Raw genomic sequence first — 13,148 nt, forward strand, 5'->3', positions numbered from 1 at the left:
GTTCGGTCACGGATGGCTTGCGTAGGAGACTGGCAGTCTTTAGGCTTTCGGTCAATTAAGGTGGAATATCATTTCGCTCTGCGGAACCGATGTTGAGATAACGATCCAAGACAGACGCACTCAAAACAGACGCAACGCCATCCATTCGAGGAGGTTCGCATGTTTTCCCGTATCGGCATCATTGGCGCAGGCGCCATGGGGCGCGGCATCGCGCAGTTGTTCGCCAGCGCCGGCCAGCAGGTCTGGCTGTACGACAGTCGTCCCGAAGCCATCGATCAGGCGCTGCAGTTCAATAGTGAGCTGCTCGAACGCAGCGTTGCCAAGGGGCGTTTGAGTGCCGACGAGTTATCGGCAATTCAGGGGCGCATGCAGCCTGCACATCGATTGGTTGAGTTGTCAGGCTGCGATCTGCTGATCGAAGCCATCGTCGAAAATCTCGAGGCCAAGCAGAGCCTGTTCGTCGAGCTGGAAGGCTTGATCGCTGCCGACGCCGTGCTCGCGACCAATACTTCATCGCTGTCGGTGACCCGCATCGCCAGCGCCTGTGCGCGTCCCGGGCGGGTAGCTGGGTTTCACTTCTTCAATCCGGTGACGTTGATGAAGCTCGTCGAGGTGGTCCGCGGCGAGCGCACCGATCCTGCCGTCGTCGAGCGGCTGGTTCAACTGGCCGAGCATGCCGGACATTTCCCGGCGATCACGCCCGACACCCCTGGGTTTCTCGTCAATCACGCCGGTCGCGCCTATGGCACCGAGGCTCAGCGGATCCTCAGCGAAGGTATCGCCACGCCGGAACAGATCGACCGCATCCTCCGCGACGGTCCGGGTTTTCGCATGGGGCCTTTCGAGCTGTTCGATCTGACCGGTCTGGACATTTCCCACGCGGTGATGGAGTCGGTGCATGACCAGTTCTACTACGATCCGCGCTATACGCCGTCCTACCTCGCCGCGCAGCGGGTTGCGGCGGGGTTGCTCGGACGCAAGACCGGTCAGGGCTTCTATCGTTATCAGGACGGCCAGCAGATTCGCTCGCCGGAGCCTCGCGTCGAACCGGTGACCATCGATAGGCCATTCTGGCTCGACAGCATCGAGCCCGAGCTTCGCGGACGCGTCGGCGCGATTCTGCAGCAAGCCGGCGCCATGCTCGAAGACGGCGCAGAGCCATCGGACCAGGCCATCTGCCTGATCACGCCATTGGGTGAGGATGCCAGCAACTGCATCGAGCGACTGGCGCTGCCGGCGGTGCGTACCATTGCGCTGGATACGTTCAGCGACTTCGACAAGCGCCGCGTACTGATGCGTCAGCCAGCGCTCGATCCTGCTCTGGAAGCACAGGCGCGTCAGGCGCTGGGCGTCGATGGCGTGCCGGTGGAAGTGATCAATGACTCGCCGGGCTTTGTCAGCCAGCGAATCGTCGCCAGCATCGTCAACCTTGGCTGCGAAATTGCGCAGAAGGGTATCGCCTCGCCGGACACCCTCGACCGCGCCGTGCAGCTTGCGCTGGGCTATCCGAAGGGGGCGCTGGGGTTTGCCGAACACTACAATCCGGCGCGCATCCTCACCATTCTCGAAGCCATGCAGGCCTGCTACGGCAACGAGCCACGCTATCGATCGAGCCCTTGGTTGCGCCGGCGCGTGCAGCTTGGCCTGCCGCTGGCCGCGCCGGATATGCCGCGCTGAGTCACGCCGCGGGCTCGATGCGTTTCTGCAGGACGGGGGATTTAAGCTTCGCAATGTGCTGCCGCTAACCCGGTAAACCCGGCTGTGCAGGCCATTTGCTACCAAGTACTGTTCATTGGTAGCGGAGATGGGTACAACAGCTTTTTACCGGACGACAACAAGAGGCCATCGATGCGCCCTGCCTTCCGTCTTCACCCCAAAGCCTGTCTACTCCACGCAGCGGCACTGTTGGGGCTGCTGCTGTTTCATGGCTGGATGGAGCTGCCGTTCTACCTGACCGCGATCTCGGTTCTGCTGCTCGGTCTGTGGCCCTGGTTCGGTCCGTGGCGCCCTCAGCCCCGCGAGCTGACGACTGCCGGTTCCGATGTTCAGCGCTTTAACGACCTGAGCAAAAACCTCTCGCGACACACGTGTCACAACGCACTCGCCGCCGCTCAGGTGTCTTTCAGTGCTGAGCAGCTCGCCACGCGCCTGCAGTCACAGCTGGCGGCGATCAGTGAAATTGCCAGCGGTGCCGAGGCGATGACCGCAACCGAGCAAGACAGTGCCGCCCGTGCGCGGCAGGCATTGGAAGCGGCTGAAGCAGTACGGCGCAACAGCGACGGCGGGCGTGCCGGACTGCAGCATGCGATCGAGCGCATGCAACAGCTCAGCGAGCAGACCGAAGCCAGCCGCGGATTGCTCGACGGGCTTTCGGCACGTACCGAAGAGATTCGCCGGATCACCGAGGTGATCCAGTCCATCGCCAGCCAGACCAACCTGCTCGCGCTCAATGCCGCCATCGAGGCGGCCCGTGCCGGCGACGCCGGGCGCGGCTTTGCGGTGGTGGCCGACGAGGTGCGCAACCTCGCCGGCCGCACCAGCAGCGCCACCGACGAAGTCGGAAGGATGATCAGCGATATCGGAGAACAGAGCGCGGCGGTGGTCAGCCATATCCGGAAGCAGGCCAGCGAGCTCGACGAAGCCGCAGCGCAGATAGCCGAGACCGGAACCCAGCTCACCGGCATCGCCGACCTGGCCGGAAATGTCGAAACCCAGGTGGCGAAAATCACCTCAGGCACTGCAAGTAATCACGAGCGGCTTGCGCAGCTATTTGTCGCTCTGGACCAGCTGCGCGGCGACGCTCTCGACAGCGAGACTCAGACCCGTCAGCTGGAGCAGGCGGCGGAGAAACTCGTCGGTCAGGCCGAAGCCGTCAGCGAACAGCTCGCCGAAGTGCAACTCGCCGACTATCACCAGCGCATTTTCGACTTGGCGCGTGACGGCTCGTCAGCCATCAGTGCGCGCTTCGAGGCCGATCTGGACGCCGGTCGGCTGACGATCGACGACCTGTTCGACCGCAATTACAAGGCCCAGCCAGGCACTAATCCGACCCGATATCACACGCGCTTCGACCGCTACGCCGATGAAGTCCTGCCGGCGATCCAAGAACCTCTGCTCGGACGTAACGATGCGCTGATTTATGCCATCGCCACCACGCCGAACGGCTACGTGCCGACCCACAATCGTGCCTTCAGCCAGCCGCCGGTGGGCGACCCGGCGATCGACATGGTCAAAAGCCGCAGCAAACGCTTGTTCAATGACCGCACTGGCGCTCGCTGCGGCAGTCACGAGCGCAAGGTGCTGTTGCAGACCTACAGTCGCGACACCGGCGAGCTGATGCACGATATCTCGGTGCCGATCATGGTCCGCGGGCGTCACTGGGGTGGTCTGCGTCTGGGCTATCGCCCCGAGCCATAGCTCGAATTCGCGAGGATGAGGCGCGTTGGCAAAAGCGCCTTGATCTTTGGCACTCGCCCGCCACTCATGGCCGCCCGGTGCGCCGACAAGCTGGCTAAGCTTGTAGCTGAAGCCACCCGGAGCTAGTCATGAAAACGCTGACCGATCACCTGGCGCAATACGCCGCCTATCACCGCGACCCGCGCAATCTGCTCAGCCATTTCATCGGCATTCCGATGATCGTGCTGGCGGTCGCGGTGTTGCTGTCGCGTCCCGGCATGGAACTGTCCGGTATCTGGATGAGCCCGGCGGCGCTGGTCGCTCTGGCGGCGGCGTTGTTCTATCTGCGGCTCGATCTGCGTTATGCGCTGCTCATGAGTCTGGTGCTGCTGCTCTGCGTCTGGGTGGGCGCATTGCTGGCGCAGCAGTCGTCGACCATCTGGCTGAGCATGGGGATCGGGTCATTCGTGGTGGGCTGGGTCATCCAGTTCGTCGGCCATTACTTCGAAGGACGCAAACCGGCTTTCGTCGATGACCTGACCGGGCTGATCATCGGGCCGCTGTTCGTCGCGGCCGAGCTGGGCTTTCTGCTCGGCTTGCGCGAGCCGCTGCGTCAGGCCATCGAGGGGCGGGTTGGACCGGTGCGGCTGCGCCAACGCCCGATCGATGCCTGACGTGTCAGGGGGCGAGCGCCATCCATTGATCGCTGAGGCTGCGCGCGTGACGATCGACCATGATCGGCGCGAAGGCTCGTCCTGAGGCGGTATTGAAGCTGTTGTTACCGCTGTTCATATCCTCGAGCGCGACCTTGAGAAAGTCCCAGCGAGTTTTCAGTTTGGCGACGGCCGGATTCGATTTGTCGTCCAGTGCCGCGAGCTGCTCGTCGATCGAGGGCACCAGGCGTCGCTCATCCTGGCCGAGGTAGGTGTCTGGCTGCTCGCGGGCGGTTTCGAAGGAGCCGACATAGGCGCGACTCAAGTACTGCACAGCGAGGTATTCCACTTTGGCTGGTAACTCGGCGCGGAAATCGGCGCCTTGCTGGCTGCGCACCGCGGTAAGGAAGTCACGCAGCGCCTTGCTCATTTGCAACGGCCAGCCCCACGGCATGTCGTCTTCTTCGTAACCGAATCCTGCGCCTTCGCGCAGCGTGGCCTGAAGAATCTGATGCAGTTCCCGCAATTCTTTGCTGGCGCCAGGGAAGCCCGCTACCGTGGCGTCTAGCGCTTGGAGGTCGCTTTCCATGCGCGCTAGATGCGCTTTCTGAAAGCCCTCGCCGCGGTAGAGCAGGAAACTGCTGGTGGCGCGGTTGGCATGTATTTGCATGCTTTCCAACGCGGTGAACGATTGAGCTTGGGCGGAGTTGAGCAATGCAGGGAACCAGCTCGCCAGCAAGGCCAACGTCCATATCCATTTGCGAAGAGGCATGTCGCGCTCCTTATTTATTTTTATAGAGCAAGTGCCGTATGCGACGGCAACACGCGGTAGCCTAACCAGCTGATGGCACGCCGGTATCACACCAAAGAATGAATTAAGTTGGAGCGGCCAGTTGGCAGGCTGCCTTGGCCTTTTTGCCACCAAGTATGGCCGTTCCGGCTGGCTAGAGCATGCGCTCCAGCCCGATCACCTGGCTGAACCAGGCATTGAAACGACGCCAACTGCCGCCCGGCTCATCTAATAGAACCTTTCGTTGGCCCTCGTCTTCGGCGATCCAGATCAGCTGTTCGCGGCCGTTGCGCTCGATCAGCCGCACCTCGTAACTGATTGCCGGTGAGGTGCCTTCGAGGGTCAGGCGCTGTACTTCACGGGCTAGTTCGGGGCTGTGAATCAAAATGCCGACTTCAGTGTTCCAGAGTACCGAGCGGGGGTCCAAATTCAGCGATCCGAGAAATACGTTCTCCTGGTCAAATACAGCGGCCTTGCTGTGCAGGCTGGACTCGGATTCGCCGATCAGGTTGTAGGACGTTTCCTGGTCCGGCTGGCGGCGCAGTTCGAATAGCCGGACCCCGGCCTTCAATAACCTGACTCGGTAGGGCGCGTAACCACCATGGACGGCAGGGACGTCAGTAGCTTCTAGGGAGTTGGTCAGTATCTTTATGGCAACGCCGTCCCGGGCATGCCCGGCCAGATAGTCGACGCCCTCGTCGGTCGGCACGAAATAGGCCGAAACCAGGGTCATCGAGCGCCGGACCGCATCCATGCTTGGTTGCAACTGGGTGGTAAGCAACAGCTTATCGTCCGGGATGCCGGGTGCTTCGATCTTGTCCGGGTGGTCCCATAGCGCCTCGCCTGGCGCCCAAATCAGCTCGTCCAGCCAGCTATCGAGCAACGGTTTCTGCAGTGTTCCCATCAGGTGTCGATAACGCTGACTGTCCTTGTCCCGCTCGCTTCGCAGATATCCTGCGATCTGCCGACGCGCCTCGTTCAGCTCGTCGACATTGGGCGGATGCCGGAGAAAGTGCTGAATCGGTACGCTCAGGTCATGGTTCCAGTACAGGTCGAAACTGCCCGCCAGCTGTTCGGCGACCGGACCGGCGGCGAGCAGGTCGATGTCTGTGAAATTGAAGCGCTGATCGGCATCGAAATATTCGTCGCCCAGGTTGCGACCGCCGACGATCGCCAGGCTGCTGTCGGCTAGCATGAGCTTGTTATGCATGCGCCGATGTTGCTGTGAGAGATGAAGCAGGCGGCCGAGGGAACGAGTGACGATGTTGCTGCGCCCGATATGCAGCGGATTGAAGACACGGATGAGAATGTTCGGGTGAGCTGCGAGCGTCGCGATCTGGTAATCGCTGCCATCGCTGGTGGTGTCATCGAGTAGCAGTCGGACCCTGACGCCGCGGTCTGCGGCCTTGATCAACTCATCGATCAGCGCACGGGTGCTGAGGCCGTCGTGGACGATGTAGTACTGCACGTCGAGGCTCGTCTCGGCCTGGCGAATCATTTCCATGCGCGCGGAAAAGGCTTCGGAGCTGTCAGGCAACAGACGAAAGCCGGAATCGTCCGTCGGCTGATCGGCTGCAATCGCCTCGATTCGTTGGGCCAGTGCCGAGCCTTGGTTCGGTAGCCTATAGGACGGGGTCGTGGGGACAACGTGTCCGGCGCAGCCAGCCAGCAACAGCATCGCCACAAGCAGCAGACGCATGCGCAAGGTCACTCCTGTCGATGGTTATCGTTCCTTGGCAATTGGACGTCAGCGCAGCGGCGAAATTCAGAGTTGATCCTTGAGTCGATACCAGAGCATGCCCAACGCCAGCAATGGCGAGCGCAAGCGCTGGCCGCCGGGGAAGGTGGGGTGAGGTACACGCGCAAACAAATCGAAGCGACCCTGGATCTTTCCGCTGATAGCCTCGGCTAGCAGTCGGCCTGCCAGGTGTGTGGCGTTCAGTCCATGCCCGGCATAGGCCTGGGCGTAATAGACGTTGGGCTGGTCCGGCAACCGGCCAATCTGTGGCAGCCGATTGGCGCCGATGCCGATCATGCCGCCCCACTGAAAGTCGATTCTGGTGCCCTGCAGCTGTGGAAATACCTCGAGCATCTTCGGCCGCATATACGCGGCGATATCCTTCGGATCTCGACCCGAGTAATGACAGGCGCCGCCGAACAGCAGGCGACCATCGGCGGAAAGACGAAAGTAATCCAGCGCCACCCGTTGATCGCATACCGCCATGTTTTGCGGCAGCAGTTCGCGCCCGAGCGCCTCGGGCAGCGGCTCAGTGGCGATGATGTAACTGCCGGCCGGCAGCACCTTGCCCGCGAGCGTTGAATTCAGCTTCCCCAGATAGGCATTGCAGGCCAGCACCAGCTGCCCGGCGCGAACGCTACCCTGAGCCGTATGCACCCGCACTTGGGCGCCGTAATCGATGCGCTTCACCGCCGATCGCTCGAACAATCGGATGCCCAGCGACTGTGCTGCGGCGGCTTCGCCCAGCGCCAAATTGAGCGGATGTAGATGGCCCGAGCCCATGTCGATCAAACCACCGAGATAACGATCGGAGCCGATCACCGCGCGCATACCGTCTTTCGGCACGCGGCGCAGTGGGTGCGGATAGCCGAGGCGCTTGAGGTCGGCGTAGTCCGCTTCGAACCCATCGACGTGCCGCTGCTTGGTCGCCAGGTCGCAATAACCCCAGGTGAGGTCGCAATCGATGCCGTAACGCTCGATGCGCTGGCGCACGATGTCGACCGCCTCGAACCCCATGCGTTTGAGCGTATCGACGCCCTCATCGCCAAGCACCGGCTGAAACTGTTCGACGTCATGCCCGACACCGCGAATCAGCTGGCCGCCGTTTCGACCGCTGGCACCCCAACCGATCCGGTGGGCTTCCAGCAGCACCACCGACAGGCCGCGCTCGGCCAGTTCGATGGCGGTATTGAGACCGCTGAAACCGCCGCCGACGATGCACACATCGGCCTGCTGCTCGCCCTGCAACGGCGCGAATTCGAGGTTCCGATTGACGCTGGCGGCGTAATAGGAAGCGGCGTGATCTTGTACGAGAGCGGGTGTTGGGCGGGTAGACATGGCTCAGCCTTGGACGGTTGGACTGGCTGGAGGGTAGACCGGAGATCAGACGCGACGCAAAAAAGCTGAAGTGCCGACGAGAGGCGCTGGACGCTGGAAGCTGGACGAGAAAAGCAGTTCCAGTGCCGCCTCACACTTTTCAGGCTGCAGCCTGCAGCCTCCAACTGCTCAGTCCGGCACCGGCATTTCCAACGATTCCTTCACTTCCTCCATGACGATGTAGCTTTTCGATTCACGCACATGGGGCAGTTTGAGCAGGATGTCACCCAGCAGCTTGCGGTACGACGCCATCTCCGAGATCCGCGCCTTGATCAGATAGTCGAAGTCACCCGAGACCAGATGACACTCCTGCACATGGGGCAACTTGAGCACGGCGCGCCGGAACTCTTCGAAAATATCGCCAGACTTGTAGGCCAGGCTGATCTCGACGAAGACCAGCAGCCCGCCCTTAAGGTGTTGCGGATTCAGCCGGGCCGAGTAACCCATGATGATCCCCTCGCGTTCCAGCCGCCGTACGCGCTCGGTGCAGGGCGTGGTGGACAGGCCAATGCGTTCGCCCAGTTCGGTGAACGGCATGCGCCCTTGCGCTTGCAGCAGGCGGAGGATTTGTCGGTCGATTTTGTCCAGTTCGCGACGGACTTGATGCTTGGTCCGCATAGGCGTATCGCCTCCAGATAAGCGGTTTTTGGCGTGAATAAATCGCAAAGATAGCGGTTTATATGGTGAAAGCCACTACCCAGCGCTTTTTATACTCCGCACTAATGGTGACTCGGAAAGCCGGTAAACCGGGTGGGAGGCAACGATGCGTGTCTTGGTGATGGGTAGCGGCGTGATCGGCACAACCAGTGCCTACTATCTGGCTCGGGCTGGGTTCGAGGTGGTGGTCGTCGACCGTCAGCCCGCCGTGGCGATGGAGACCAGTTTCGCCAATGCCGGCCAGGTCTCGCCCGGCTATGCGTCGCCCTGGGCTGCACCTGGCGTGCCGCTGAAGGCCATCAAGTGGTTGTTGCAGCGCCACGCACCGCTGGCCATCAAACTCACCGGTGACATCCAGCAATACCTGTGGATGGCGCAAATGCTGCGCAACTGCACGGCGGCGCGCTATGCGGTAAACAAGGAGCGCATGGTGCGGCTATCCGAATACAGCCGCGACTGCCTGGACGAACTGCGTACTGAAACCGGCATCGATTACGAAGGCCGACAGTGCGGCACCACTCAGCTGTTCCGTACCCAGGCCCAGCTGGATAACGCCGCCAAGGACATCGCCGTGCTGGAAGCCTCGGGCGTTCCCTACGAGCTGCTCGATCGCGCCGGCATCGCCCGCGCCGAGCCGGCGCTCGCTCGCGTGTCTGACAAGCTCAGCGGCGCGCTGCGCCTGCCCAACGACCAGACCGGCGATTGCCAGATGTTCACCACCAAGCTGGCCGAGATGGCGCGCGAGATGGGTGTGGAGTTCCGCTTTGGTCAGGATATTCAGTACCTGGCGCATTCCGGTGATCGTCTCGACGGCGTGTGGATCGACGGTAAGTTGGAAACGGCCGATCGCTACGTACTGGCGCTGGGCAGCTACAGCCCGCAGATGCTCAAACCACTGGGTATCCGCGCTCCGGTCTATCCGCTCAAGGGCTATTCGCTGACTGTGCCAATCAGCGATCCGTCCATGGCGCCGGTATCCACTGTGCTGGACGAAACCTACAAGGTCGCCATCACCCGCTTCGATCAGCGCATCCGCGTCGGCGGCATGGCGGAGATCGCCGGCCACGACCTGTCACTGAATCCGCGTCGACGCGAAACCTTGGAAATGGTGGTCAGTGATCTATTCCCGCTGGGTGGCGATCCGAGCAATGCGGAACTCTGGGCCGGGTTACGACCGGCGACTCCCGACGGCACACCGATCATCGGCGCCACCGCCTATCGCAATCTGTTTCTGAATACCGGGCACGGTACGCTGGGCTGGACCATGGCCTGTGGTTCCGGTCGTTTACTGGCTGACATGCTGGCAAAAAAACGAACCCAGATCAGTACTGACGGCCTGGATATCTTCCGTTACGGCCCGACCAAGGAGTCGCACAAACATGCCCATACAGCGCCTGCGCACTAACGCCCGCATGAGCCAGATCGTCATCCACCGTGGCACGGTTTATCTGGCCGGTCAGGTGGGCGATGACATGAGCGCGGGTGTGGAACAGCAAACCCGCGAGACGCTTGCGCATATCGAACGGCTGCTGGCCGAGGCGGGTACCGACAAGCAGCACATTCTTTCGGTCACCATCTACCTGAAGAATATCGATGCCCATTTCGCCGGCATGAACGCCGTTTGGGATCAGTGGCTATCTGATGGGGTCGCCCCGGCACGCGCTACGGTGGAGGCCAAGCTCTGCGAGCCGGAGATTCTCGTCGAGTTATCGGTCGTGGCGGCGTTGCCTGAATGACCGGGGCTTTTTCGCGTTTCGTCCCGTTGTGTTGAAAATACTGAACGCCATTGCCATCATAGCGGCCTCTTCACTCCGCTCTTGATTGGGGGCTCCCGTATTGGACGTTGGCGTTCGACTGCAAACCATCCGCAAACTCAAGGGCCTGTCCCAGCGTGAACTCGCCAAACGTGCAGGCGTTACCAACAGCACGATTTCGATGATCGAGAAAAACAGCGTTAGCCCCTCCATCAGCTCGCTGAAAAAAGTGCTGAGCGGCATTCCGATGTCTTTGGTGGAATTTTTCTCGCCTGATTTCGAACAAGATGGCGACACCCAGGTGGTCTACAAGGCGAGCGAGCTGATCGATATTTCCGACGGCGCGGTAAGTATGAAGCTCGTCGGCAAGGCCCATCCGGGGCGGGCTATCGCGTTTCTCGCGGAAACCTATCCGCCCGGCTCCGATACCGGCACCGACATGCTTTCGCACCAGGGCGAAGAGGCTGGGATGCTGGTTGAAGGGCGCCTGGAGCTGACGGTGAACGGTCAGACCTACGTGCTCGAAACCGGCGATAGCTATTACTTCGAGAGCAGCAAGCCGCATCGTTTCCGCAATCCGTTCGATGCGCCTGCCAAGCTGATCAGCGCGACGACACCGGCGAATTTTTAAGCCTGACGATCAGTCTCAGCACTGGGCGAACTGGCGATGCGACACAGCGTCGCTGGCGAGGCCCGCGCAACACGGGTTGTTTCGGCAAGCATGGCTTGCCGCTATACTAACCGCCGCTCGCGTAACCGTGGCCGCGGGCATGTCTAGCCACATGAGGGTGTAAGGTGAACCTGATTAAGAAGATCCTGGTAGCGCAGACTGCCGTAGTGGCCCTGTGGGCAATGAGTGCTCAGGCTGCGACCAACGACGACATCGCCGAGCGACTCAAGCCGGTGGGCGAAGTATGTATTCAAGGTGAGGAATGCGCGGCTGCTGGCCCTGCGGCGGCTGCCGCTGGCGGCGCTGCCCGCAGCGGTGAAGCCGTGGTTGGCCAGTTTTGCAACGCCTGTCATGGCACTGGCCTGCTGAACTCGCCGAAGATCGGTGACGCTGCTGCATGGCAAGCGCGCGCTGATAAAGAGGGTGGCTTAGATGGTCTGCTGGCCAAAGCCATCACCGGCATCAACGCCATGCCGCCGAAAGGCACCTGTGCCGATTGCTCGGATGACGAACTGCTAGCCGCCATCAAGCATATGTCCGGCCTCTAAGTCTCGGCCGGTCAGACAAGGCCGCCTTCGCAGACTGTGTGAAAACTACTACGCTCTGTTAGGCCGCGTTAAAAACAGGCTCGGAATGCTCATTTACAACTCGTAAACTCCGCTTCCTCGCCTGTTTTTGCCTTGCCTAACCTTCGCTCGCTACGTTTTCACACGGTCTGTTCGGGCGGCTTTGTCGTTTCTGGCGGGAGTAAAGCCGCGCGGCATTGGGTCGAAACTTCAAACCCTTTCGAAGGCCGCACACAACGGCTCTTGGTACAGCGAGAAAAATGCCCATGCCCAGTTCCGCCCCACAACCCGAGCAGCTGCATTTCGCCAGTGATGGCCGCACACCGAACAGCCCGCATCCGGTGCTGGTATACCGCCAGTTGCCCTTGGCCGATCCGGACTATGCCGCTGCCTTCGAGAGTCTGTTCGACAGCCATTTATGGCCGGCGCAATGGCGCGCCGGTGTCTATGACTATCACCACTATCATTCCACCGCCCATGAAGTGCTCGGCGTCTCGCGAGGTTCGGCGCGGCTGATGCTCGGCGGAGAAAGCGGCAGTGAGGTCGAAGTGACGGCGGGAGACGCACTGGTGTTACCCGCCGGCACCGGCCACTGTCAGCTGAGCGCCAGCGATGATTTCGAGGTGGTGGGCGGTTATCCGGTGGCTCAACAGTACGATCTGCTGCGCCCGGACGAGCGCAGCCACGACGAAGCGCGTGCGCGTGCCGAGCGGGTCGGCGTACCGGTGAGTGATCCGGTCGCCGGGACCCAGGGCGCGCTGGTATCGCTTTGGCGCAGGGAGTGAAGCGGACGCTTACTCGACGAAAACGACCTGGCCGTCGCTGAGCGCCGCCACGCGGGCCAGCGACTCGACACGGAAACCGGCTTCTTCAAGCTCCTGGCGACCGACCTGGAACGATTTCTCGATGACGATACCCAGCCCGGCGATGCTTGCGCCTGCCTGCTGAATGATCGAGATCAGGCCCTTGGCGGCTTTGCCGTTGGCCAGGAAGTCGTCGATGATCAGTACCCGGTCGGCGGCGGACAGATGGTTGGTGGAAATCGCGATGGTACTTTCGACCTGCTTGGTGAACGAGTACACCGAGGCGGTCAGCAGGTGGTCGGTGAGCGTCAGCGACTGATGCTTACGGGCGAAGATCACCGGTACGCCGAGCTCCAGTCCCGCCATGATCGCGGGCGCGATGCCGGAGGCCTCGATGGTGACGATCTTGGTGATGCCTTCATCGCGGAACAGCCGGGCGAATTCCCGACCGATCTGCTGCATCAGTACAGGGTCGATCTGATGGTTCAGAAAGGCATCGACCTTGAGTACTCGGTCGGAGAGTACGATGCCTTCATTGCGGATCTTCTGTTTCAGCTGTTCCACAAACGCGCTACCTCAAGCGTGGGCGGCCCGGTACGTCTGACGATTCGCCGTCCCGAAAGCCAACCGGGCGCTGCGCCATCATGGCGAGCGCCCAGCCCGTTTTCGATCTTGCTTCCACCCGCCAGCGTGTTCCGCAGCCTGGAAAGCGGCGCATTCTCGCTCAATTCGGCCCGTTGGTCC

At 61.5% G+C, this 13,148-nt stretch carries 13 protein-coding genes; 8 read left to right on the forward strand and 5 right to left on the reverse strand.

Going from position 1 to position 13,148, the window contains the following annotated elements; all coding sequences use genetic code 11:
- Window positions 1-159: 159 nt before the first annotated feature.
- The 3 genes from AC2LD7_RS00455 (at window position 160) to AC2LD7_RS00465 (ending at window position 4,070) form a co-directional block, all read left to right on the forward strand.
- Complete coding sequence (locus tag AC2LD7_RS00455) at window positions 160-1,677, forward strand: 3-hydroxyacyl-CoA dehydrogenase (protein ID WP_484595890.1); 1,518 nt, start codon at window positions 160-162, stop codon at window positions 1,675-1,677.
- 171 nt (window positions 1,678-1,848) lie between these two features.
- Window positions 1,849-3,417: a methyl-accepting chemotaxis protein gene (locus AC2LD7_RS00460; RefSeq protein WP_484595891.1), complete on the forward strand. Its 1,569-nt coding sequence runs from the start codon at window positions 1,849-1,851 to the stop codon at window positions 3,415-3,417.
- 128 nt (window positions 3,418-3,545) lie between these two features.
- The gene (locus tag AC2LD7_RS00465) at window positions 3,546-4,070 is read left to right on the forward strand and encodes an Mpo1 family 2-hydroxy fatty acid dioxygenase (RefSeq protein ID WP_484595892.1); all 525 of its coding nucleotides are present in this window, start codon (window positions 3,546-3,548) and stop codon (window positions 4,068-4,070) included.
- Between the two features lie 4 nt (window positions 4,071-4,074).
- On the opposite strand, the gene AC2LD7_RS00470 is transcribed toward AC2LD7_RS00465, so the two are convergent.
- The 4 genes from AC2LD7_RS00470 to AC2LD7_RS00485 all read right to left on the reverse strand — a co-directional run bounded on the left by AC2LD7_RS00470 (window position 4,075) and on the right by AC2LD7_RS00485 (window position 8,572).
- A complete protein-coding gene (locus AC2LD7_RS00470) occupies window positions 4,075-4,821 on the reverse strand; it encodes a hypothetical protein (protein WP_484595893.1) in 747 nt (248 codons plus the stop codon).
- Window positions 4,822-4,993: 172 nt separating this feature from the next.
- Window positions 4,994-6,544: a phospholipase D family protein gene (locus AC2LD7_RS00475; RefSeq protein WP_484595894.1), complete on the reverse strand. Its 1,551-nt coding sequence runs from the start codon at window positions 6,542-6,544 to the stop codon at window positions 4,994-4,996.
- A 60-nt stretch (window positions 6,545-6,604) separates the two neighbouring features.
- Entirely contained in the window at window positions 6,605-7,915 is a 1,311-nt protein-coding gene (locus AC2LD7_RS00480) for an NAD(P)/FAD-dependent oxidoreductase (protein WP_484595895.1), read from the reverse strand.
- 168 nt (window positions 7,916-8,083) lie between these two features.
- Entirely contained in the window at window positions 8,084-8,572 is a 489-nt protein-coding gene (locus AC2LD7_RS00485; RefSeq protein WP_484595896.1) for an Lrp/AsnC ligand binding domain-containing protein, read from the reverse strand.
- 145 nt (window positions 8,573-8,717) lie between these two features.
- On the opposite strand from AC2LD7_RS00485, the gene dadA reads away from it, so the two are divergent.
- From dadA to AC2LD7_RS00510, 5 genes are all read left to right on the forward strand, one after another.
- Entirely contained in the window at window positions 8,718-10,016 is a 1,299-nt protein-coding gene (dadA, locus tag AC2LD7_RS00490) for a D-amino acid dehydrogenase (RefSeq protein ID WP_484595897.1), read from the forward strand.
- Window positions 9,991-10,347, forward strand: a complete 357-nt coding sequence (locus tag AC2LD7_RS00495; protein WP_484595898.1) for a RidA family protein — start codon at window positions 9,991-9,993, stop codon at window positions 10,345-10,347. The genes dadA and AC2LD7_RS00495 overlap by 26 nt, the downstream gene beginning before the upstream one ends.
- Window positions 10,348-10,447: 100 nt before the next feature.
- Window positions 10,448-10,996, forward strand: a complete 549-nt coding sequence (locus AC2LD7_RS00500; RefSeq protein ID WP_484595899.1) for a cupin domain-containing protein — start codon at window positions 10,448-10,450, stop codon at window positions 10,994-10,996.
- Window positions 10,997-11,160: 164 nt separating this feature from the next.
- Window positions 11,161-11,583 carry a c-type cytochrome gene (locus AC2LD7_RS00505; protein ID WP_484595900.1) on the forward strand — a complete coding sequence of 141 codons (423 nt, stop codon included), beginning with the start codon at window positions 11,161-11,163 and terminating at the stop codon, window positions 11,581-11,583.
- Between the two features lie 284 nt (window positions 11,584-11,867).
- Window positions 11,868-12,386 carry a cupin domain-containing protein gene (locus AC2LD7_RS00510; RefSeq protein ID WP_484595901.1) on the forward strand — a complete coding sequence of 173 codons (519 nt, stop codon included), beginning with the start codon at window positions 11,868-11,870 and terminating at the stop codon, window positions 12,384-12,386.
- Window positions 12,387-12,395: 9 nt separating this feature from the next.
- Here the strand turns inward: AC2LD7_RS00510 and xpt are convergent, their stop codons facing one another.
- Complete coding sequence (gene xpt, locus AC2LD7_RS00515; RefSeq protein WP_484595902.1) at window positions 12,396-12,968, reverse strand: xanthine phosphoribosyltransferase; 573 nt, start codon at window positions 12,966-12,968, stop codon at window positions 12,396-12,398.
- Window positions 12,969-13,148: the final 180 nt, after the last annotated feature.

It is taken from the genome of Stutzerimonas sp. (assembly GCF_982611455.1).

Coding starts and splice junctions, on each gene's coding strand:
- AC2LD7_RS00455 (WP_484595890.1), top strand. CDS start 160: ATGTTTTCCCGTATCGGCATCATTGGCGCAGGCGCCATGGGGCGCGGC.
- AC2LD7_RS00460 (WP_484595891.1), top strand. CDS start 1,849: ATGCGCCCTGCCTTCCGTCTTCACCCCAAAGCCTGTCTACTCCACGCA.
- AC2LD7_RS00465 (WP_484595892.1), top strand. CDS start 3,546: ATGAAAACGCTGACCGATCACCTGGCGCAATACGCCGCCTATCACCGC.
- AC2LD7_RS00470 (WP_484595893.1), bottom strand. CDS start 4,821: ATGCCTCTTCGCAAATGGATATGGACGTTGGCCTTGCTGGCGAGCTGG.
- AC2LD7_RS00480 (WP_484595895.1), bottom strand. CDS start 7,915: ATGTCTACCCGCCCAACACCCGCTCTCGTACAAGATCACGCCGCTTCC.
- AC2LD7_RS00485 (WP_484595896.1), bottom strand. CDS start 8,572: ATGCGGACCAAGCATCAAGTCCGTCGCGAACTGGACAAAATCGACCGA.
- dadA (WP_484595897.1), top strand. CDS start 8,718: ATGCGTGTCTTGGTGATGGGTAGCGGCGTGATCGGCACAACCAGTGCC.
- AC2LD7_RS00495 (WP_484595898.1), top strand. CDS start 9,991: ATGCCCATACAGCGCCTGCGCACTAACGCCCGCATGAGCCAGATCGTC.
- AC2LD7_RS00510 (WP_484595901.1), top strand. CDS start 11,868: ATGCCCAGTTCCGCCCCACAACCCGAGCAGCTGCATTTCGCCAGTGAT.